Source organism: Serratia sp. LSHTC3, assembly GCF_057197125.1.
The window spans coordinates 46380-68008 of record NZ_JBXUNP010000009.1 but is presented as its reverse complement, the minus strand read 5'-3'; the positions used below and the strand labels follow the sequence as shown (position 1 = coordinate 68008).

General features: G+C 62.0%; 21 protein-coding genes. 15 read left to right on the top strand and 6 right to left on the bottom strand.

The window, feature by feature from the left end:
• Positions 1-10 precede the first annotated feature (10 nt).
• Both AC2CGI_RS23080 and hpxK read left to right on the top strand, forming a co-directional pair.
• Entirely contained in the window at positions 11-1255 is a 1245-nt protein-coding gene (locus tag AC2CGI_RS23080) for a pyridoxal-phosphate-dependent aminotransferase family protein (RefSeq protein ID WP_015376720.1), read from the top strand.
• Positions 1252-2496, top strand: coding sequence for an allantoate amidohydrolase (gene hpxK / locus AC2CGI_RS23075; RefSeq protein WP_076740198.1), 1245 nt, complete (start codon positions 1252-1254; stop codon positions 2494-2496). The genes AC2CGI_RS23080 and hpxK overlap by 4 nt, the downstream gene beginning before the upstream one ends.
• Here hpxK and AC2CGI_RS23070 read toward each other — a convergent pair whose 3' ends face one another.
• Both AC2CGI_RS23070 and AC2CGI_RS23065 read right to left on the bottom strand, forming a co-directional pair.
• A complete protein-coding gene (locus tag AC2CGI_RS23070; protein WP_076740197.1) occupies positions 2497-3270 on the bottom strand; it encodes an amidohydrolase in 774 nt (257 codons plus the stop codon).
• Entirely contained in the window at positions 3258-4418 is a 1161-nt protein-coding gene (locus AC2CGI_RS23065; RefSeq protein WP_076740196.1) for a pyridoxal phosphate-dependent aminotransferase, read from the bottom strand. Before AC2CGI_RS23065 ends, AC2CGI_RS23070 begins: the two co-directional genes overlap by 13 nt.
• A 142-nt stretch (positions 4419-4560) precedes the next feature.
• On the opposite strand from AC2CGI_RS23065, the gene AC2CGI_RS23060 reads away from it, so the two are divergent.
• The 3 genes from AC2CGI_RS23060 to AC2CGI_RS23050 are packed head-to-tail and all read left to right on the top strand — an operon-like array spanning position 4561 to position 6400.
• On the top strand, positions 4561-5175 hold the full coding sequence (locus tag AC2CGI_RS23060; RefSeq protein ID WP_075685772.1) for a methylthioribulose 1-phosphate dehydratase: 615 nt from the start codon (positions 4561-4563) through the stop codon (positions 5173-5175).
• Positions 5172-5861, top strand: a complete 690-nt coding sequence (mtnC, locus tag AC2CGI_RS23055) for an acireductone synthase (RefSeq protein ID WP_021505012.1) — start codon at positions 5172-5174, stop codon at positions 5859-5861. Before AC2CGI_RS23060 ends, mtnC begins: the two co-directional genes overlap by 4 nt.
• On the top strand, positions 5858-6400 hold the full coding sequence (locus tag AC2CGI_RS23050; protein ID WP_049241352.1) for a 1,2-dihydroxy-3-keto-5-methylthiopentene dioxygenase: 543 nt from the start codon (positions 5858-5860) through the stop codon (positions 6398-6400). Before mtnC ends, AC2CGI_RS23050 begins: the two co-directional genes overlap by 4 nt.
• Before the next feature lie 17 nt (positions 6401-6417).
• Here AC2CGI_RS23050 and mtnA read toward each other — a convergent pair whose 3' ends face one another.
• Positions 6418-7446, bottom strand: coding sequence for an S-methyl-5-thioribose-1-phosphate isomerase (gene mtnA / locus AC2CGI_RS23045; protein WP_076740195.1), 1029 nt, complete (start codon positions 7444-7446; stop codon positions 6418-6420).
• A gap of 146 nt (positions 7447-7592) precedes the next feature.
• Here mtnA and mtnK point away from each other — a divergent pair, with 146 nt between their 5' ends.
• Positions 7593-8792: an S-methyl-5-thioribose kinase gene (mtnK, locus tag AC2CGI_RS23040; RefSeq protein WP_075685768.1), complete on the top strand. Its 1200-nt coding sequence runs from the start codon at positions 7593-7595 to the stop codon at positions 8790-8792.
• A gap of 73 nt (positions 8793-8865) precedes the next feature.
• Here the strand turns inward: mtnK and AC2CGI_RS23035 are convergent, their stop codons facing one another.
• The gene (locus AC2CGI_RS23035; protein WP_004930217.1) at positions 8866-9018 is read right to left on the bottom strand and encodes a Hok/Gef family protein; all 153 of its coding nucleotides are present in this window, start codon (positions 9016-9018) and stop codon (positions 8866-8868) included.
• Positions 9019-9302: 284 nt separating this feature from the next.
• Positions 9303-11759, bottom strand: a complete 2457-nt coding sequence (gene fadE, locus AC2CGI_RS23030; protein ID WP_004930218.1) for an acyl-CoA dehydrogenase FadE — start codon at positions 11757-11759, stop codon at positions 9303-9305.
• A 246-nt stretch (positions 11760-12005) separates the two neighbouring features.
• On the opposite strand from fadE, the gene lpcA reads away from it, so the two are divergent.
• Together lpcA and AC2CGI_RS23020 are read left to right on the top strand one after the other, a co-directional pair.
• Complete coding sequence (gene lpcA, locus AC2CGI_RS23025; protein ID WP_004930220.1) at positions 12006-12587, top strand: D-sedoheptulose 7-phosphate isomerase; 582 nt, start codon at positions 12006-12008, stop codon at positions 12585-12587.
• Between the two features lie 101 nt (positions 12588-12688).
• A complete protein-coding gene (locus tag AC2CGI_RS23020) occupies positions 12689-13492 on the top strand; it encodes a class II glutamine amidotransferase (protein ID WP_004930222.1) in 804 nt (267 codons plus the stop codon).
• Here AC2CGI_RS23020 and dpaA read toward each other — a convergent pair.
• Positions 13427-14197 carry a peptidoglycan meso-diaminopimelic acid protein amidase gene (dpaA, locus tag AC2CGI_RS23015; RefSeq protein WP_004930225.1) on the bottom strand — a complete coding sequence of 257 codons (771 nt, stop codon included), beginning with the start codon at positions 14195-14197 and terminating at the stop codon, positions 13427-13429. The two genes, AC2CGI_RS23020 and dpaA, sit on opposite strands and share 66 nt — an antisense overlap.
• 554 nt (positions 14198-14751) lie before the next feature.
• On the opposite strand from dpaA, the gene AC2CGI_RS23010 reads away from it, so the two are divergent.
• Genes AC2CGI_RS23010 through AC2CGI_RS22980 form a run of 7 tightly spaced genes read left to right on the top strand, consistent with a single transcriptional unit; the run spans position 14752 to position 21627 of the window.
• The gene (locus AC2CGI_RS23010) at positions 14752-16101 is read left to right on the top strand and encodes a Na(+)-translocating NADH-quinone reductase subunit A (protein WP_031300185.1); all 1350 of its coding nucleotides are present in this window, start codon (positions 14752-14754) and stop codon (positions 16099-16101) included.
• A 3-nt stretch (positions 16102-16104) separates the two neighbouring features.
• The gene (locus tag AC2CGI_RS23005; protein ID WP_044031889.1) at positions 16105-17346 is read left to right on the top strand and encodes an NADH:ubiquinone reductase (Na(+)-transporting) subunit B; all 1242 of its coding nucleotides are present in this window, start codon (positions 16105-16107) and stop codon (positions 17344-17346) included.
• Positions 17336-18130, top strand: a complete 795-nt coding sequence (locus AC2CGI_RS23000; RefSeq protein WP_015376731.1) for a Na(+)-translocating NADH-quinone reductase subunit C — start codon at positions 17336-17338, stop codon at positions 18128-18130. Before AC2CGI_RS23005 ends, AC2CGI_RS23000 begins: the two co-directional genes overlap by 11 nt.
• The gene (locus AC2CGI_RS22995) at positions 18123-18752 is read left to right on the top strand and encodes an NADH:ubiquinone reductase (Na(+)-transporting) subunit D (RefSeq protein WP_004930232.1); all 630 of its coding nucleotides are present in this window, start codon (positions 18123-18125) and stop codon (positions 18750-18752) included. The genes AC2CGI_RS23000 and AC2CGI_RS22995 overlap by 8 nt, the downstream gene beginning before the upstream one ends.
• Positions 18753-18758: 6 nt before the next feature.
• Complete coding sequence (nqrE, locus tag AC2CGI_RS22990; RefSeq protein WP_015376732.1) at positions 18759-19355, top strand: NADH:ubiquinone reductase (Na(+)-transporting) subunit E; 597 nt, start codon at positions 18759-18761, stop codon at positions 19353-19355.
• Between the two features lie 15 nt (positions 19356-19370).
• Positions 19371-20594, top strand: a complete 1224-nt coding sequence (gene nqrF / locus AC2CGI_RS22985; RefSeq protein ID WP_033634097.1) for an NADH:ubiquinone reductase (Na(+)-transporting) subunit F — start codon at positions 19371-19373, stop codon at positions 20592-20594.
• Positions 20578-21627 carry an FAD:protein FMN transferase gene (locus AC2CGI_RS22980; protein WP_076740194.1) on the top strand — a complete coding sequence of 350 codons (1050 nt, stop codon included), beginning with the start codon at positions 20578-20580 and terminating at the stop codon, positions 21625-21627. The genes nqrF and AC2CGI_RS22980 overlap by 17 nt, the downstream gene beginning before the upstream one ends.
• Positions 21628-21629 lie beyond the last annotated feature (2 nt).

The window sequence follows — 21629 nt, the reverse complement described above, 5'->3', positions numbered from 1 at the left end:
GGGAATGAACATGTTGGATATCTCGCAATTCGATCAGATTAACCCGCCGGCGCGCCTGCTGATGGGGCCGGGGCCGATCAACGCCGATCCGCGCGTGCTGCGCGCCATGTCGAGCCAGCTGATCGGCCAGTACGATCCGGCGATGACCGGTTACATGAATCAGGTCATGGCGCTGTATCGCGCGCTGTTCCGCACCGAAAACCGCTGGACGATGCTGGTGGACGGCACCTCGCGCGCCGGCATCGAAGCGCTGCTGGTTTCCGCCATTCGCCCGGGCGATAAGGTGCTGGTGCCGGTATTTGGCCGCTTCGGACATCTGCTGTGCGAGATCGCCCGCCGTTGCCGTGCCGAGGTGCATACGATCGAGGTACCGTGGGGTGAGGTGTTCAGCGCCGATCGCATCGAAGACGCGATTAAGCGGGTGCGTCCGCGCCTGCTGCTGACGGTGCAGGGCGACACGTCCACCACCATGCTGCAGCCGCTGCATGAGCTGGGTGATATCTGCCGCCGCCACGGCGTGCTGTTTTACACCGATGCGACCGCTTCCTTCGGCGGCAACCCGCTGGAGACCGACGCCTGGGGGCTGGATGCGGTCTCTGCCGGGCTGCAGAAGTGCCTGGGCGGCCCCTCCGGCAGTTCACCGGTCACCCTCAGCCCGCAGTTTGAAGAGATCGTGCGCCGCCGTAAATGCGTGGAGCAGGGGATCCGCACCGCCGAGCACGCCGACGGCGACGACGAGATGATCTACTCCAACTATTTCGACATCGGCATGATCATGGATTATTGGGGACCGGAGCGCCTCAATCACCATACCGAAGCCACCAGCATGCTGTTCGCGGCGCGGGAATGTGCGCGGGTGATCCTCGAAGAAGGGCTGGAGCACGCCATCGCCCGCCACCGGCTGCACGGCGCGGCGCTGCTGGCGGGCATCCGGGGCATGGGGCTGGCGGTATTCGGCGATCTTGAACACCGCATGAATAACGTGCTCGGCGTGATGATCCCGCCGCAGGTACATGGCGAACAGGTGCGGCAGATGATGCTGAACGACTTCGCCATCGAGATCGGCACCTCGTTCGGCCCGCTGCAGGGAAAAATCTGGCGCATCGGCACCATGGGCTACAACGCGCGCAAGGATTGCGTGCTGCAAACGCTGGCGGCGCTGGAGGCGGTGTTGAACCGCCTCGGTTTCGCCAGCAGGCAGGGCGAGGCATTGCAGGCCGCCTGGAACGTTTATGATGCGGGACATCATGGATGACGCCGCTGGAGGCGCAGCAGGCCGCCGTACGAGTGATGGCGCGCTGTGACGAGCTGGCGGCGATCAGCGCGGAGCCCGATCGGCTCACGCGCCTTTATCTTTCTGCGGAACATCGGCGCGCCAACCGGCTGGTTGGCGAATGGATGCGCGAGAGCGGCATGGCGGTTTGGCAGGACAGCGTCGGCAATATCTGCGGCCGCTATGAAGGTTTAACGCCCGGCGCCCCCGCGCTGCTGCTCGGTTCGCATCTGGACACGGTGCGTAACGCCGGGCGCTATGACGGCATGCTCGGCGTGCTTACGGCGCTGGAAGTGGTGGCGCGCTATCACCGCCAGGGGCGCCGATTGCCGTTGGCGCTGGAGGTGATCGGTTTTGCGGATGAAGAGGGGGCGCGCTTCGGCGTGACGCTGCTGGGCAGCCGCGGCCTGACCGGCCAGTGGCCTGCAGAGTGGCTGGTGCGTACCGATGCCGACGGCGTTAGCATCGCGCAGGCGATGCGTGACTTCGGGCTGGATCCGGCGGCGATTCTACAGGCGCGCCGTGCGCCACACGACATCCGCGCCTATTTTGAGCTGCATATCGAACAGGGCCCGTGCCTGGAGGCGGCCGACCTGGCGCTGGGGGTGGTGACGGCGATCAACGGCGCGCGTCGGCTTAACTGTGTCTTTAGCGGGGAGGCGGGCCACGCCGGCACGGTGCCGATGGGGCAGCGCAAAGATGCGTTGGCGGCCGCGGCGGAATGGATGATGGCGGTAGAAACCCTGACCTGCGCCGCCGATCCGCACCTGGTGGCCACCGTGGGCTGCATCGAGAGCCTGCCGGGCGCGGTCAACGTGATCCCCGGCGAGGTGCGCTTGACGCTCGACGTGCGCGGCCCGCAGGATGCACCGCTGGCGACGCTATTGACGGCGTTGCTGGCGCAGGCGCAAGCGATCTGCGCGCGGCGCGGAGTGCGCTTCGCCAGCGAGGCGTTTTATCGCATCGACGCCACCGCCTGCGATAGCGATCTGCAGCGCCGCTGGCAGGCGGCCGTCGAGCAGGTACAGGGGCAGAGTCTGGCGCTGCCGAGCGGTGCCGGACACGACGCCATCGCCGTGGCGGCGCAATGGCCGGTCGGCATGCTGTTCGTGCGTTGCGCCGGCGGCGTCAGCCATCATCCGGCCGAAGCGGTGCGGCAGGCGGACGTGGCGCTGGCGATCCAGGCCTATTGCCTGATGATCGCCGGCTGGGAGAGTGTTTGATCAGTCAAGACGCAGAAAGCTGTCGGCGTCGCGCCAGGCCGGGAAGGCGCTGCGGTAACTCTGCAGGCTTTCCAGCGACAGCTCGGCGTCCAGCCGCGTGGCCGCGCCGGGCTCCGCATCCGCCAGGATCTCGCCCTGCGGGCCGATGATCAGGCTGTCTCCGCTGTAGTTCAGGCCGTTAGGGTCTTCGCCCACCCGGTTGCAGCCCGCCACATACACCTGATTTTCAATCGCCCGCGCCGCCAGCAGCGTTTGCCAATGGCGGCTGCGCGGCGCCGGCCAGTTGGCGACGTACAGCGCCAGATCGTAATCCTGCTGATAGCGCGCCCAGACCGGGAAACGCAGGTCGTAGCAGATCTGCGGCAGGATGCGCCAGCCGCGCCACTCGAAGATTTCACGCCGGTTGCCGGCCTGGTAGTGCAGGTGTTCGCCGGCCATGCGGAACAGATGGCGTTTGTCATAGGCATGCACCTGGCCGCCCGGCTCCACCAGCAGGAAGCGATTGACCGCGCCTTCGGCGGTTTTCAGCGCCACGCTGCCGCCGATCAACGCGTGGCTTTTCACCGCCCAGCCGTGCAGCCAGTCGATCACCTGCTGTTCGGGCAGGGCGCTCTCGCCAGCATCCATGGCAAAACCGGTGGTGAACATTTCCGGCAAGACGATGAGATCGCGCCCGACGATCGGCGCCAGCAACGCGTCGAAGGCGGCCAGGTTAGCAAGGCCGTCGCGCCAGACCAGCGGTTGCTGCAACAGGGTAATTTTTAAAGTCGACATAACCGCTCCGCAGCTGCATCCAGCGTGGCGTCCTGCTTAGCGAAGCACAGCCGGATCAATTTATGAGGGAAAGGATCGGCACAGAAGACCGACAGCGGAATGGCCGCCACGCCCACGTGCTCAGTTAACCAATGGCAGAACGCCACATCGTCCAGATCGGAGATGGCGCTGTAGTCCGCCAGCAAGAAGTATGTACCGGCGCAGGGTAAAATTTCCAGTCGGCTGCTCGCCAGCGCCTGCACAAAGCGATCGCGCTTGGCGCGATAGAACGCCGGCAGCTGTCGCCAGTGCTCCGGTTCGGTGCGCAGGCTATCCGCCAGCGCCAGCTGCGCCGGAGTATTGACCGAAAAGGTCAGGTATTGATGCACCTTGCGCACCTCGGCGCTCAGCGTGGTGGGCGCCACGCAGTAACCCACTTTCCAGCCGGTCATATGGAAGGTTTTACCGAAGGAGGACACCGCGATCGCCCGTTGGCGCAATTGCGGGTGGGCCAACACGCTGGCGTGGCCGCCTTTGGCGAAGCAGATATGTTCGTAAACCTCGTCGCTGAGCACGTAGATTTCGCGTTCGGCGATGGCGTGCCACAGCTGCTGCAGGTCTTCCGCCTGCCAGGCGGTGGCGGACGGATTGTGCGGCGTGTTGACGATCACCAGGCGGGTGCGCGGCGACAGCGCGGCGGTGAACCGTTGCCAATCCACTGCAAACGCGGGCGGCTGCAGGGCGAGGCGTTTGAGTACGCCGCCGGCCAGCGTCACCGCCGGCGCGTAGCTGTCGTAGCTCGGATCGAAACAGACCACCTCATCGCCGGGGCGCACCAGCGCCGTGATGGCGGCGAACAGCGCTTCGGTAGCGCCGGCGGTGACGGTCACTTCGGCGGTGGCGTCCGGCTGCCAGCCATACAGCTCGGCAGTTTTGTCGGCGATGGCTTCGCGCAGCGCCGCCACGCCGGTCATCGGCGCATATTGGTTGGCGCCCTGGGCGACATGCCAGGCCAGGCGTGCTTTCAGGTAGTCCGGCCCGTCGAAATCGGGGAAGCCCTGCGACAGGTTGATCGCCTGATGCTGCTGCGCCAGCGCGCTCATCTGGGTGAAGATGGTGGTGCCCAGGGCAGGCAGTTTACTGTCGGGAATCAATGCGGAAGTGCTCATAGCAGGTGAATACTCCAGGCGCTTATATTGCCGTCAATATAACACGATGCTAGTATTTGGCAATCAAGACGCTTAGATGGCTAAATGCGAAAAAGTGCTTAGCCTGCCTGCTGACTGCTTTAGCGAACAGGAAACGATAATAATGACGGAGAATCCGCAAATTGCCGCGTTACTGGCGGCCTGCCACTGGATTGGCGACAAAGGCTGGTGTCCGGCGACCGGCGGCAACATGTCGCTGCGCCTCGACGAACGTCAATGCCTGGTTACCGAGTCCGGCAAAGACAAGGGCAGCCTGAGCGCCGCCGATTTTCTGCGGGTGGATATTGCTGACAATCATGTGCCGAGCGGCCGTACGCCGTCGGCGGAAACCGGGCTGCATACGCTGCTCTATCGCTTGTACCCGCACCTTGGCGCGGTGCTGCATACCCATTCCGTCAACGCCACCGTGTTGTCGCGGGTGGAACGCGGCGATGCGTTGGTGCTGCAGGGGTACGAAATGCAAAAGTCGCTCGCCGGCCAGCGCAGCCACCTGGACAGCGTGGCGATCCCCATTTTCGATAACGATCAGGACATTCCCCGGCTGGCGTCGCGCGTGGCGGCCTATGCCGAAGTCACGCCGCTGCAGTACGGTTTTCTGGTGCGCGGCCACGGTCTCTATTGCTGGGGAAGCCAGGTGGCGGAAGCCCGCCGCCATCTCGAAGGGCTGGAATTCCTGTTCCAGTGTGAACTGCAACGTCGCTTGCTGGAGGCGAAATGATCCGCGCTATCGTGACCGATATTGAAGGCACCACCAGCGATATTCGCTTCGTGCATCAGGTGCTGTTTCCCTATGCCCGTGAACGGCTGGCGGATTTTGTTCGCCGTCACGCCACGGAGAGCGAAGTCGCCGCGCCGCTGGCGGCGCTGCGCGCTGAAATTGACCAGCCACAGGCGGATCTCGACGCGCTGATCGCCGCGCTGTACCGCTTTATGGATGAAGACCGCAAATCCACCGCGCTCAAGGCGCTGCAGGGCATCATCTGGCGTAGCGGCTATCGCGAAGGGGATTTCCGCGGGCATCTGTACCCGGAGGTCGCGGGGCAGCTGGCCGCCTGGCAGCGTCAGGGGCTGCAGCTTTACGTCTATTCCTCCGGTTCGGTGGAGGCGCAGAAGCTGCTGTTCGGCCACAGCGACGCCGGCGATCTGCAGCCGCTGTTTAGCGGCTATTTCGACACGCACGTCGGCGCCAAGCGTGAAACCGCGTCGTACCGCAACATTGCGCAGGCTATCGGCATCGCGCCCGACGAACTGCTGTTCCTGTCCGATATCCACCAGGAGCTGGACGCGGCGCAGGCCGCCGGCTGGCATACCTGCCAGCTGATCCGCGATGAGGCGGACGCACAAAGCCGGCATCCACAGGTCAGCCGTTTTGATCACATCGATTTAGGGGAGTTTGTCTCATGAGTGGATTGACCATTTTCAGTGATACAGCGTCGCAGCAGCCGCTGTGGCAGAGCCGCGACGCGCAGGAAATCCAGCGCCAGCTGGCGCAGATCGGCGTGCGCTTTGAGCGTTGGCAGGCGGATCGCGAGCTGGGCGACAATCCGCAGCCGGAGGCGGTGATCGCCGCCTATCAGCATGAGATCGACCGGCTGGTGGCGGAAAAGGGCTACCAGAGCTGGGACGTGATCAGCATGCGACCGGACCACGAACAGCGCCAGGCGCTGCGTGAAAAATTCCTGTCCGAACATACGCACGGCGAAGATGAAGTGCGCTTTTTCGTTGAAGGGGCGGGGCTGTTTTGCCTGCATCTGGACGGCAAGATCTTCCAGATCCTGTGCGAAAAGAACGATCTGATCTCAGTGCCGGCCAACACCCGTCACTGGTTCGATATGGGCTCGGCGCCGCACTTTACCGCGATCCGGGTGTTCGACAACCCGGAAGGCTGGGTGGCGCATTTCACCGGCGACAAGATCGCCGATGCCTATCCGCGTCTGGACTGATCGTTAACCGGCGGGCGTTAACCCAGCGTCCGCCGGAAGATCCCCGCTTCAACCTGTTGCGGCGTGATCACGCCGCTGTCGAACACCCACCCGCTGATGAGTTTTGCCGGCGTGACGTCGAACGCCGGATTGTAGACCGGCGCCTCGGCCGGCGCCCACTGGCAGGCGCCGAAGCTGCCTGAAACGCCGGTGACTTCGGCCGCCGCGCGTTGCTCGATCGGGATGGCGGCGCCGTCCGGACAGTGCGGATCGTGGGTGGTATGCGGGGCAGCCACGTAGAATGGAATGCTATGGTAGTGCGCCAGCACCGCCAGGCTGTAAGTGCCAATCTTGTTGGCGACGTCGCCGTTGGCGGCGATGCGATCCGCGCCGACCCACACCGCATCGACCTGGCCCTGCGCCATCAGGCTGGCGGCCATCGAATCGCAGATCAGGCGATAGGGAATGCCCAGCTCGCCCAGTTCCCAGGCGGTCAGACGGCCGCCCTGCAGCAGCGGCCGGGTTTCATCGACCCATACCTGTTGCACCTTGCCCTGCTGGTGGGCGCGCAGCAGCACGCCGATGGCGGTGCCGACGCCGGCGGTGGCCAACCCGCCGGTATTGCAGTGGGTCAGCAGACGGCTGCCGGGCTTGACCAGCCCAGCGCCGCGATCGGCGATGCGATCGCACAGCCGGCGATCTTCCTCCACCAACCGCAGCGCTTCGTTCACCATCGCCGGCGCCCAGTCAGGCTCCGCCAGCGCCAGCTTCATGCGATCCAGATTGTTCATCAGGTTGACCGCCGTCGGGCGGGCGGCGCGCAGCGTGTGCAGCGCCTGCTCCAGCTCGGCGCGCGGCAGACCGCGCTCCGCCAGCAGCGCCAACAACAGGCTGGCGGACAGCCCGATCAGCGGTGCGCCGCGCACCCGCAGGCTGTGAATGTGCCCGACCAACTCCTCCACGCTGTCGCAAGCGCGCCACCGCTTTTCCTGCGGCAGGGCTTGCTGATCGAGGATCCAAAGGCGGTTGTCCTGCAGGGTCAAACTGGTGGTGTTAAGCGCTTGCATCGGCGGTTAATTCCTTGTTGCGAGGTTATTGCATCTGAAACGCTATTCTGCCAACATGACTTCCAGATGTATAGACGTCCAAATGCTTTTACGTCTAAATAAACAGAATCGCTGAGGGCAGCGAGAGAGAACAGAGGGGTTGGGGAATGTCGCTTTATCGTACGTTTACGGCTGCCGATGCCGTTGAATACGCCCGCCAATACGGGCAGGTGGCCGATCCGCAGGCGCTGGTCAGCGCCGACGAGATCGGCGACGGCAACCTGAACCTGGTGTTCAAGATCCGCGATCGCGAAGGCGTGAGCCGGGTGATCGTCAAACAGGCGCTGCCCTACGTGCGCTGCGTGGGCGAATCCTGGCCGCTGACGTTGGATCGGGCGCGCATCGAAGCGGAAACGCTGTTGATCCACGGCGGTTTCTGCCCGCGGCATACGGTAAAAGTCTTGCATCACGATCCTGAGTTGGCGGTGATGGTGCAGGAAGATCTCTCCGATCATCGCATCTGGCGCAGCGAACTGGTGCAGGGGAACTATCATCCGCTGGCGGCCGGTCAGCTGGCGGAATACCTGGCGCAGACGCTGTTCCACACCTCCGATTTTTATCAGCCGGCGCAGCAGAAAAAGGCGGAAGTCAGCCGTTTCACCAACCCCGAACTGTGCCAGATCACCGAAGATCTGTTCTTTACCGATCCCTATATCGACCATGAGCGCAATCAGTTCGAGGCGGCGCTGTTGCCGCAGGTACAGGCGCTGCGCGAGGATGCGCCGCTGAAGTTGGCGGTCGCCGGCCTGAAACATCGCTTCCTCAGCAAGGCGGAGGCGTTGTTGCACGGGGATATCCACAGCGGTTCGATCTTCGTGGCGGAAGGGCGATTGAAAGCGATCGACGCTGAATTCGGTTTCTACGGCCCGATCGGTTTCGATGTCGGCACTGCGTTAGGCAATCTGCTGCTCAACTATTGCGGCCAGCCGGGGCTGTTCGGGCCGCGCGACGCCGCCGCCGGGCGCGAGCAGCGGCTGCAGGATGTGCGCGAGCTGTGGCTGATCTTTGCCGATCGTTTCCTGGCGCTGTGCCATCAGCAAAGCCGCGATGCGGCGCTGGCGACGCCGGGTTACGCCGAGCAGTTCCTGCAGCAGGTCTGGAGCGACGCGATAGGATACTGCGGCACCGAACTGATTCGGCGCACCATCGGCCTGGCGCACGTCGCCGATCTGGACAGCATCGCCGACGCTGACATGCGCCTCGACTGCCAGCGTCATGCGCTGGGTTTGGGGCGCACGCTGATCGTCAATGCACCGCAGATCGAGCATATCGACGCGCTGTTGGCGCGCATTCGTCAGCAAGGCTGAAAAGGCGGGTGCTCGTGGATCCAGCCTGACATCATCAGCCAACGGGCGGGGCGAACCCCGCCGTTGGGTTGCCTTACCGTTCGGATTCGTAAGCCAAAGTGGCCGCAACCTCCGAGTCTCCCAACCTGATGCGCAGTTCGCACAGCGAACCGCGGGTTAGCCAGATGAACGCGATCAGCGTCATACAGACGATCACCAGTTTAAGCACGACCCGTTTTTGCTGCATTTTTGACCTCCCTATCCTTGCCTTGCGGCGGGTAAGAGGCTAACCTGATGTTGCTTGGCATCAGAGTGGCCTCGGGTTGATAATATCGACTCGGGGCCTTTCTCTTTCTCTCCTTTGCCAAGGCGCCGGACAGAAAGATCCAGAGCACCCGCGGCGCAGTCTACCCGAACTTCCTTCCCGTTAAATCCGCCGTTGCGCCAACCTGCGGCGCGGTGCGCAGTTTGTCATGAAAGCAAAAGAAAAAGGGGCGATGATGATCGCCCCTTGGATGCGTGAAGTGAACCTTAAGCCGCTTCGGTCTGCTGCTGGCGCTTAGACTGCGCCGCCGGCTTTTCCGGCTTGGCGGCCGCCAGCGCGTCCGGCGCGAAGTCGTCTACGTTGATGGAGCGCAGGCGGCTCTCTTCGGCTTTCACCAGGATCTTCGCCTCGTCGGCGCTGATCTTGCCTTCTTCCAGCGCGCGCTCCGCCAAACGATCCAGACGGGTGAACGGCAGGTTTTTGCCGGCTGCCTTGCACAGGCGTTCGTGAATCGGCTCAGCGGCCATCACGTCGGCCAGCGCCGCTTCCAGCAGGCCGATTGGGTTATGCTCGCTCGGCGTCAGGTACTGGCCGCGCCCCAGACGGCTGCGGGTGGCGGAAGGCACCTGCAGGATCTTGGCCAGCTGATGATCCAGGCGATCGGACGGTGCGGTATGCACGCGGCCGAACGGGAAGACCACGAAGCGCAGCGCGCCGGCGATAAAGCGGTTCGGGAAGTTGCGCAGCAGATCATCCAGCGCCTGTTCGGCTTTATGCAGGCTGTCTTGCACGCCCCAATGCACCAGCGGCAGATCTTCTTTCTGACGGCCTTCGTCGTCAAAGCGTTTCAGCACGGCGGAAGCCAGGTACATCTGGCTGAGGATATCCCCCAGGCGAGCGGAGATGCGCTCGCGGCGCTTCAGGCTGCCGCCCAGCACGCCCATGGAAACGTCCGACAGCAACGCCAGGTTGGCGCTCAGGCGGTTCAACTGCTGATAGTAACGACGGGTCGCGTCCTTGGTTGGCGTGGCGCTGGTGCGGCCGTTGGTCAGACCCAGCCAGAAGCTGCGTACCTTGTTGCTACCGACGTGGCCCAGGTGGCCGAACAGCGATTTATCGAAGGCGTTCAGATCGTTGTTCTGCGCCGCCGCCATTTCATCCAGCACATAAGGATGGCAGCGGATCGCGCCCTGACCGAAGATCATCATGGTGCGGGTCAGGATGTTCGCGCCTTCCACCGTGATGGCGATCGGTGCGCCCTGATAAGCGCGAGCCAGGAAGTTGGATTCGCCCAGCATGATGCCTTTACCGCCGGCGATGTCCATGGCGTCAACGATCGACTGCTGGCCGCGGTGCGTACAGTGGTATTTGACGATGGCCGACAGCACGGCCGGTTTCTCGCCCTGCACCAGTGCATAGGTGATCAGCGAAGCGGCGGCGTCCATCACATAGGTGTTGCCGGCGATGCGCGCCAACGGCTCTTCGATCCCTTCCATCTTGCCGATGGAGATCTTGAACTGACGGCGAATGTGCGCGTAGGCGCCGGTCGCCAGGGCGATGGATTTCAGGCTGCCGGTGGAGTTGGACGGCAGGGTGATGCCGCGACCGACCGACAGGCATTCAACCAGCATGCGCCAGCCCTGGCCGGCCATTTTCGGCCCGCCGATGATGTAATCGATCGGCACGAACACGTCGGTGCCGCGGGTCGGGCCGTTCTGGAACGGCACGTTCAGCGGGAAGTGGCGGTTGCCGATTTCCACGCCCGGCGTGCTGGTCGGGATCAGCGCACAGGTGATGCCCGGGGATTCGTTGTCGCTCAGCAGGCGGTTAGGGTCATGCAGTTTGAATGCCAAACCCAGCACGGTGGCGACCGGCGCCAGCGTGATGTAGCGCTTGTTCCAGGTCAGGCGCATGCCCAGCACCTGCTTGCCTTGCCATTCGCCCATGCACACGGTGCCCACGTCCGGGATCGCGCCGGCATCGGAACCCGCTTCCGGGCTGGTCAGCGCGAAGCAAGGGATCTCGTCGCCGCGCGCCAGGCCCGGCAGATAGTGGTTTTTCTGTTCTTCGGTACCGTAATGCTGCAGCAGTTCGCCCGGGCCGAGGGAGTTTGGCACGCCGACGGTGATCGCCAGGATGCCGGAAACGCCGGCCAGTTTTTGCAGCACCATCGCCTGAGCGTAAGGGGAGAATTCCAGGCCGCCGTACTCTTTCTTGATGATCATCGCGAAGAAACGGTGTTCTTTCAGGTATGCCCAGAGTTCAGGCGGCAGATCGGCCAGTTCATGGGTGATCTGGAAGTCGTTGGCCATGCGGCAGGCTTCTTCCACCGGGCCGTCGATAAACGCCTGCTCTTCTTCCGTCAGGCGTGGTTTCGGGTAGCTGTGCAGTTTGTTCCAGTCCGGCGCACCGCGGAACAGATCGCCTTCCCACCAGGTAGTGCCCGCGTCGATCGCTTCCTTCTCGGTGGTGGACATCGGCGGCATCACCTTGCGGAAGGCGCGCAGCGCCGGCGCGGAGAGCAGAGAGCGACGCACAGAGGAAAGGTTCAGCGGCAGCAGCACGATCGCCAGCGGCAGCAACAGCCAGAAGCTCCACAGGCCGATCGCGCCCATGGCGGCAGTGTACGCCACCAGGATCAGGCTGCTGAGGGTAAGGTTCACTCGGTGGTAGAACACCACGCCGAGGAGCGCCAGTAAAACGACAATACTAAGAACCATCATAAGAAGCTCCGAAGTAGTAAGAGGTCTGACCTGTTGTGTGTATGTAATAGGTTTTAGTACAAGGCAGAATTTTTATCAATGCGTTTACAGTTTAATTACAACTCAGGTCACAAACTGACAGCACCAATCATCAAAAACCTCTCCGCTTCCTTAACCGGCGCGCTGTTTGGCTGAGAATGCTTCTCGCTGTTTCCGCGATCCGGTACACTGCGGAGCGGAAGATTTGACGATAACAAGAGGTTCCTCATGTACCACGACCTTATTCGCAGTGAACTGAACGAAGCGGCTGATACCCTGGCGAAATTTATCAATGACGACGCCAACATCGACGCCATCCAACGCGCGGCGGTGCTGCTGGCGGATTCCTTCAAAGCCGGCGGTAAAGTGATTTCCTGCGGCAACGGCGGTTCCCATTGCGACGCGATGCACTTCGCCGAAGAGCTGACCGGCCGCTACCGCGAAAACCGCCCGGGCTACCCGGCGATTGCCATCTCGGACGTGAGCCACCTGTCCTGCGTCAGCAACGACTTCGGCTATGAGTATGTGTTCTCGCGCTATGTGGAAGCGGTGGGCCGCGAAGGCGACGTGCTGCTGGGCATTTCCACCTCCGGCAACTCCGGCAACATCATCAAGGCCATCGACGCGGCGCGCGCCAAGGGGATGAAAGTGATCACCCTGACCGGCAAGGACGGCGGCAAGATGGCGGGTTCCGCCGATGTGGAAATTCGCGTGCCGCACTTCGGCTACGCCGATCGCATCCAGGAGATCCACATTAAAGCGATTCACATCTTGATTCAGCTGATCGAAAAAGAGATGGTTAAGGCGTAATAGCCTTCGGGGGGCTGCAGCTCCCCATGAATAAGACTGCGGGCGCCGCATATATGCCGCGCCCGCACAGCCTGTGTCAGTGTGGTTAAGGAGTGCTGGCGATGTGTGAACTGCTCGGGATGAGCGCAAACGTACCGACCGATATCTGCTTCAGCTTTACCGGCCTGGTACAGCGCGGCGGCCGCACCGGGCCGCATAAGGATGGCTGGGGCATTACCTTCTATGAAGGGAACGGCTGCCGTACATTCAAGGATCCGCAGCCGAGCTTCAACTCGCCGATCGCCCGCCTGGTGCAGGACTATCCGATCAAGTCTTGCGCGGTGGTGTCCCATATTCGCCAGGCCAACCGCGGCGAAGTGGCGCTGGAAAACACCCATCCGTTCACCCGCGAACTGTGGGGCCGCAACTGGACCTACGCGCACAACGGCCAATTGAAAGGCTATCGCCAGCTGGATACCGGCACGTTCCGCCCGGTCGGCCAGACCGACAGCGAATACGCGTTTTGCTGGCTGCTGCATCAGCTGGCGTTGAAATACCCGCGCACCCCGAGCCAGTGGCCGGCGGTATTCCGCTACATTGGCCTGTTGGCGAGCCAGCTGCGCAAGAAAGGGGTGTTCAATATGCTGTTGTCGGACGGGCGCTTCGTGATGGCGTATTGCTCCACCAACCTGTATTGGATCACGCGCCGCGCGCCGTTCGGCAAGGCGACGCTGCTTGATCAGGACGTGGAGATTGATTTTCAGCAACAGACCACACCGAACGATGTGGTCACGGTGATCGCCACCCAACCGCTGACCGCCAACGAAACCTGGCACAAGATTGAGCCAGGCGAGTTCGCGTTATTTCACTTCGGTGAGCGGCTTGTTCTGAGCGAAGGGGTTGGTGTTGGGCGTCGGGCTGGCTGACGCGTACTGCGTCATCATGCCGCCGCTGCTCATCAGCGGTTGACCCAAGACGTACTGGCCATTGACCACGCCCATTGTCGGCGGTTGGCGGTTCTTCGCGAAGTAATCGTAGCCCGGCTTCAGCTGGCGCCAGAAGGCGATATAGCTGGATGACGCATGGCGTTTCAGGTTCTGTTCGGTCATGCGGAACGGGTAGATGCTGATGTCGACGCGGCTTTGGCCATAGGCGAAGGCGGCTTCGACGTAGCGATAGATCTCATCCATATAGGTGTTGGTCATCGCGTAACAGCCGATCGATTTACATTCGCCGTGGATCATCAGATAAGCGCCGGAATAGCCCTGCGACTTATCGTAATCGTTAGGAAAACCGATATTGATCGCCCGATAATACTTGCTGTCGGGTTTCAGATGGCGCGCGTCAACGCTATAAAAGCCTTCAGGACTTTTAAAGTCGCCTTCACGACGTTTAGGACCCAGCCCGCCGGAGAAATTACAGATCGGGAACGTGTTGACCAGGCGGAATTCATTGCCCATTCTGGCATACAATTCCAGCTTGCGTTCCTCTTTGAAGATCTGAATATAGACCGGCGAACCCAATAATTGCTGTTTAACTACCGGCGCTTCGGGTACCTGCTCGCTGGCGCTGCAGGCCGTGATCATCGGCATAGAAACAAGCATCGCAAACAACAGCGCGATTTTGCTCATTATAATTCCTGCTTATATTTATCTGCCGGCGCAATCAACCTGGCCAGCATGCCACTGATTATTGTTTTTACTGCTGCAAAACACCGCCAGATTACCAGCGCGTTTATTTTTAGCAATACGTGATATGTATAAAAAAACGACAAAGCTCGATAAAAGTGAAATGACCGGCAGATTTTAACGATAAGTAGTGAAAAACCGGCGAAATTTAATTGCGTTTGCTTGACCCAAGTCACGACGGAACGCAGAACAATGTTGCGAACAATGTTAATATTCCCTCTTCAATTTAACGCGCGGTAGCGATTGAAGCGGCAGGGGTTATGGCATATAACCCGGCCGTTTTGGTGGTTATTTGGCTACAGGCCGTTAACACATCGATTATCACGCAAACAACGGAAAGGGGGGAATCAAGGGAATGCGCGTTACCCCATATATTCACTGCGAGAAAGTTCATGTTGGGCGTGCCGCCATGCGCACTGCCCGGCAATCCTGGCATCGTCCGCACCCGCCTCTGGGGCCGGTCAGACGTGTAAACCAAACTACATCGTATAAATCCTATGATTAAGATCAGAAAAGGGTTAGATCTGCCGATAGCCGGGGTTCCGGTTCAGGCGATCCAAGATGGCCCGAACATTCAGCATGTCGCCCTGCTTGGGGAAGAGTATGTCGGAATGCGCCCCTCCATGCTGGTGCAGGAAGGCGATACCGTTAAGAAAGGCCAGGCGTTGTTCGAAGACAAGAAAAACCCCGGGGTTTTCTTCACGGCACCCGCCAGCGGCCGCATCGCCGCGATTAACCGCGGCGAGCGGCGCGTATTGCAATCGGTGGTGATTGCGCTGGAAAACGGCGGCGACGATCAGCTCGAGTTCGCGCACTACCCGCTGGGTGAACTGAGCCAGCTGCCGCGCGAACAGGTCGAAAGCGAACTGATCGCCAGCGGACTGTGGACCGCGCTGCGCACCCGTCCGTTCAGCAAGACGCCGGCTCCCGGCAGCGAACCGCGCGCCATTTTCGTCACCGCTATGGACACCCAGCCGTTGGCCGCCGATCCGCAGGTGATCATCGCCGAGCAGCAGGCGGCGTTCAACGCCGGGTTGGTGGTGCTGGCGCGCCTGACGGCAGGCAAGGTGCACGTGTGCCATGCCGCCGGCGCCTCAGTTGGCCAGCAGAGCGGCCCGCAGATCGCCTACAGCGAATTCGCTGGCCCACATCCCGCCGGGTTGGCAGGCACCCACATTCACTTCCTCGAACCGGTCAGCCTGAAGAAAACCGTTTGGCACATCGGTTACCAGGACGCGATCGCCATCGGCACGCTGTTCACCACCGGCAAGCTCGACACCCGCCGGGTCGTGGCGCTGGCCGGGCCGCAGGTGACGCAGCCGGCGCTGCTGCGCACTCGTCTGGGAGCCAGCCTCGATGAGCTGACCGCCGGCCGCCTGAAAGAGGGCGAGAACCGGGTGATCTCCGGTTCGGTGCTGAACGGCATGCACGCAGCCGGGCCGAACGCCTGGCTGGGCCGTTTCCACTCGCAGGTGTCGGTGCTGGAAGAAGGGCGCGACAAAGAGCTGTTCGGCTGGATCGTGCCGTCGCCGAACAAGTTCTCCATTACCCGCACCACGCTGGGCCATTTCCTGAAGAACAAACTGTTCGCCTTCTCGACCACCACCAACGGCGGCGAGCGCGCCATGGTGCCGATCGGCAACTACGAGCGGGTGATGCCGCTGGATATTTTGCCGACGCTGCTGCTGCGCGATCTGCTGGCGGGCGACAGCGACAGCGCGCAGGCGCTGGGTTGTCTGGAGCTGGACGAGGAAGATCTGGCGCTGTGCACCTTCGTTTGCCCCGGCAAGTATGAGTACGCGCCGGTGCTGCGCGAGGTGCTGACCAAGATTGAGCAGGAAGGATAACCGATGGGCCTGAAGAATTATTTCGAGAAGATAGAGCATCACTTCACGCCGGGCGGCAAACTGGAAAAGTGGTACCCGCTGTATGAAGCGACCACCACGGTGTTTTATACCCCCGGCACGGTGACGCGCGGCGCTTCGCACGTGCGCGACGCCATCGATTTGAAACGCATGATGATCCTGGTGTGGCTGGCGGTGTTCCCGGCGATGTTCTGGGGCATGTACAACGTCGGCCAGCAGGCGATCCCGGCGCTGCACCATCTGTACAGCGGCGACGCGCTGCAACAGGTGCTGGCGGGCGACTGGCATTATCGCCTGGCGCAGTGGCTCGGCGCCTCGCTGGCGGCCGACGCCGGCTGGGTCAGCAAGATGGTGCTGGGCGCCTGTTACTTCCTGCCGATCTACGCCGTGGTGTTCGTCGTCGGCGGCTTCTGGGAAGTGCTGTTCGCCATTATCCGCAAGCATGAGGTCAACGAAGGCTTCTTCGTCACGTCCATCCTGTTCGCGCTGATCGTGCCGCCGACCCTGCCGCTGTGGCAGGCCGCGCTGGGCATCACCTTCGGCGTGGTGGTGGCCAAAGAGATCTTCGGCGGCACCGGGCGCAACTTCCTCAACCCGGCGCTGGCCGGCCGCGCCTTCCTGTTCTTCGCCTATCCGGCGCAGATCTCCGGCGATCTGGTGTGGACTTCCGCAGACGGTTTCTCCGGCGCGACGCCGCTGGCGCAGTGGAGCGCGGGCGGGGCGCACGGCCTGAGCAACGTCGCCACCGGCCAGTCCATCAGCTGGATGGACGCTTTCCTCGGCAATATTCCCGGCTCGATCGGTGAGGTGTCCACGCTGATGATCCTGATCGGCGGGGCGATTATCCTGTTCGGCCGCGTGGCCTCCTGGCGCATCGTCGCCGGCGTAATGCTCGGCATGGTGGCTTCCGCCCTGTTGTTCAATGCCATCGGTTCGGACACCAACCCGATGTTCGCCATGCCGTGGTACTGGCATCTGGTGCTGGGCGGCTTCGCCTTCGGCATGATCTTTATGGCGACCGACCCGGTTTCCGCCTCCTTCACCAATAAGGGGAAATGGTGGTACGGCATTCTGATCGGCGTGATGTGCGTGCTGATTAGGGTAGTCAACCCCGCCTATCCGGAAGGCATGATGCTGGCGATCCTGTTCGCCAACCTGTTCGCGCCGCTGTTCGATTACCTGGTGGTGCAGGCCAACATCAAGCGGAGAAAAGCCCGTGGCGAATGAAGCGAAAAATGACGGCATCGGTAAAACGCTGCTGGTAGTGCTGCTGCTGTGTCTGGTGTGTTCAGTGGTGGTGGCGGGCTCCGCCGTCGGCCTGAAGTCCAAACAGCAGGAGCAAAAGCTGCTCGATAAGCAGCGCAATATTCTCGACGTAGCCGGCCTGTTGCAGCCGAAAATGGAGAGCGAGCAGGTCAAACGCCTGTACAGCGAGCGCATCGAACCGCGCCTGGTGGATCTGAACAGCGGCGAGTTTGTCGCCGGCAAAGCGGCGGCGTTCGATCTGGGCGCCGCGCTGCGCGACGACGCCAAAAGCGTGGCGCTGGCGGCGGGCGACGATCCGGCCGGCATCAAGCGCCGCAGCAACCAGGCGGAAATCTACCTGGTGCGCGATGAAAGCGGCCAGGTGAACAAGATTGTGCTGCCGGTATACGGCACCGGCCTGTGGTCGATGATGTACGCCTTCGTGGCGCTGGATAACGACGGCAACACGGTCAAGGGCATCACTTACTACGACCAGGGGGAAACCCCGGGGCTGGGCGGTGAGGTCGAGAACCCGTCCTGGCGCCAGCAGTGGGTCGGCAAGCAGCTGTTCGACGACAACGGCCAGCCGGCGATCCGCGTGGTGAAAGGCGGCGCGCGCCAGGGGGATGTGCACGGGGTAGATGGCCTGTCCGGCGCCACGCTGACCTCCAACGGCGTGCAGCATACGTTTGATTTCTGGTTGGGCGAGCACGGCTTCGGCCCGTTCCTGAAAAAAGTTCGTGAAGGAGCGCTGAAAAATGGCTGATTCCAAAGAGATAAAGCGGGTCCTGCTGGGGCCGCTGTTCGACAATAACCCGATCGCCCTGCAGGTGCTGGGCGTCTGTTCGGCGCTGGCGGTGACCACCAAGCTGGAGACGGCGGTGGTGATGACCATTGCGGTGACGCTGGTGACGGCGTTCTCCAGCTTCTTCATCTCGCTGATCCGTCACCATATTCCCAACAGCGTGCGCATTATCGTGCAGATGGCGATTATCGCTTCGCTGGTGATCGTGGTCGATCAGCTGCTGCGTGCCTATGCGTTCGAGATCTCCAAGCAGCTGTCGGTGTTCGTTGGCCTTATCATCACCAACTGTATCGTGATGGGACGCGCCGAGGCCTACGCCATGAAATCGCCGCCGATCGAGAGCTTTATGGACGGCATCGGCAACGGGCTGGGCTACGGGGTGATCCTGGTGCTGGTCGGTTTCCTGCGCGAGCTGATCGGCTCCGGCAAGCTGTTCGGCGTGCCGGTGCTGGAAACGGTGCAGAACGGCGGCTGGTACCAGCCGAACGGCCTGTTCCTGCTGGCGCCGAGCGCGTTCTTCATCATCGGCCTGCTGATCTGGGTGCTGCGCACCCTGAAGCCGGCGCAGATCGAAAAGGAGTAAAGGCCGATGGAACACTATATCAGCCTGTTTGTGCGCGCGGTGTTCGTTGAGAACATGGCGCTGGCGTTCTTCCTCGGGATGTGTACCTTCCTGGCGGTGTCGAAGAAGGTCTCGACCGCCTTTGGCCTGGGCATCGCGGTGACCATCGTGCTCGGCATTTCGGTGCCGGTGAACAACCTGGTCTACAACCTGATCCTGCGCGACGGCGCGCTGGTGGAAGGCGTCGATCTGAGCTTCCTCAACTTCATCACCTTCATCGGCGTGATCGCGGCGCTGGTGCAGATTCTGGAGATGATCCTCGATCGCTTCTTCCCGTCGCTGTATAACGCGCTCGGCATCTTCCTGCCGCTCATCACCGTGAACTGCGCCATCTTCGGCGGCGTGTCCTTCATGGTGCAGCGCGACTACAACTTCGCCGAATCGGTGGTGTACGGCATCGGTTCCGGCACCGGCTGGATGCTGGCGATCGTCGCCATGGCGGGGATCCGCGAAAAACTCAAGTATGCCAACGTGCCGGCAGGGCTGCGCGGTCTGGGCATTACCTTTATCACCACCGGACTGATGGCGCTGGGCTTCATGTCCTTCTCCGGTGTTCAGTTGTAAAGGCGGGAAGAATTTATGGAAATTATTTTAGGCGTAGCGATGTTCACCGCCATCGTGATGGTGCTGGTGTTGCTGATCCTGTTCGCCAAATCGAAGCTGGTGAACACCGGCGACATCGCGGTGGAAATCAACGGCGATCTGGATAAGAGCTTCCATGCGCCGGCGGGCGACAAGCTGCTCAACGTGCTCTCCAGCCAGGGGATCTTCGTCTCCTCGGCCTGCGGCGGCGGCGGCTCCTGCGGCCAGTGCCGGGTGGTGATCAAAGAGGGCGGCGGCGATATCCTGCCGACCGAGCTCTCGCACATCAACAAGCGCGAAGCGAAAGAGGGTTGCCGCCTGGCGTGCCAGGTGAACGTGAAGCAGAACCTGAAGATCGAGCTGCCGGAAGAGATCTTCGGCGTGAAGAAATGGGAATGCGAGGTTATCTCCAACGATAACAAAGCCACCTTTATCAAAGAGCTGAAGCTGAAGATCCCCGATGGGGAAGACGTGCCGTTCCGCGCGGGCGGTTTCATCCAGATCGAAGCGCCGGCGCACGACATCAGCTACGCCGACTTCGACGTGCCGCAGGAGTATCGCGGCGACTGGGACAAGTTCAACCTGTTCCGCTACCGCTCGACGGTGAACGACACCACGGTGCGCGCCTACTCGATGGCCAACTATCCGGAAGAAAAGGGCATCATCATGCTCAACGTGCGTATCGCCACGCCGCCGCCGAACAATCCGGACGTGCCGCCGGGCATCATGTCTTCCTATATCTGGTCGCTGAAGCCGGGCGACAAGGTGACCATCTCCGGGCCGTTCGGCGAGTTCTTCGCCAAGGACACCGACGCCGAAATGATCTTTATCGGCGGCGGCGCGGGCATGGCGCCGATGCGCTCGCACATCTTCGATCAGCTCAAGCGTCTGAACTCGAAGCGCAAGATCACTTTCTGGTACGGCGCGCGTTCGCTGCGCGAGATGTTCTATGAAGACGACTTCAACCAGCTGCAGGCGGAGAACGAAAACTTCACCTGGCACGTGGCGCTGTCGGATCCGCAGCCGGAAGATAACTGGACCGGCTACACCGGCTTTATCCATAATGTTCTGCTGGAGAACTACCTGAAAAACCACCCGGCGCCGGAAGACTGCGAGTTTTACATGTGCGGGCCGCCGATGATGAACGCCGCGGTGATCAAGATGCTCAAAGATCTGGGTGTCGAAGACGAAAATATCATGCTGGATGACTTTGGTGGCTAAATTGCGCGCATTGGCGACGAAGAACTGGCTGACGGGCGTGGCGCTGAGCGCCACCCTGCTGCTGACCGGCTGCGGGCCGGAACAGGTGGATCTGACGGGTAAAACCATGGGCACCTCGTATTCGATCCGTTACGTGACCGGCGACGATACGCCGTCGGCGCGCGAGATGCAGGCGGAGATCGACAAACGGCTGGAACAGGTGAACGATCAGATGTCCACCTACCGGCCGGATTCCGAGCTAAGCCGCTTCAACGCCAGCCGCGACATTGACCGGCCGTTCCCGGTTTCGCCGGCCGCCGCCGAAGTGGTGCGCGAAGCGCTGCGCATCAACCGCGTCACCGATGGCGCGCTGGACGTGACCGTCGGGCCGCTGGTCAACCTATGGGGTTTCGGCCCGGAAGGGCGACCGGACAAAGTGCCGAGCGAGGCGGAACTGGAGCACCGCCGCGCCTGGACCGGCGCCGACAAGCTGTCGGTGCAGGGCAGCGCGCTGGTGAAAAGCATCCCCGAGCTGTATGTCGACCTGTCTTCGATTGCCAAAGGATACGGCGTGGACGTGGTGGCGGAGTATCTGCAATCGCAACACGTGAAAGACTACATGGTGGATATCGGCGGTGAAGTTCGTACCCGCGGGCGCAACGGCGAGCAAAAGCCGTGGCGCATTGCCATCGAGCGCCCGACCGCCGGCGCGCAGCAGCAGGCGCAGCTGGTGATCCAGCCGGGGGAGATGTCGATCGCCACCTCGGGTGACTATCGCAACTACTTCGAACAGGACGGGGTGCGCTATTCGCACACCATCGATCCGGTCACCGGGCGGCCGATCCATCATCGGCTGGTGTCGATCACCGTGCTGAGCCCAACCTGCATGACCGCCGACGGCCTGTCCACCGGCCTGAACGTGATGGGGCCAGAGCGCGGCATGGCGCTGGCCAACCTGCTCGGTATCCCGGTGTTCATGATCGTGAAAACCGCCGACGGGTTTGAGGAGCGTTATTCGGACGCGTTCAAACCCTATCTGAAAAAGCGTTCGTGAGG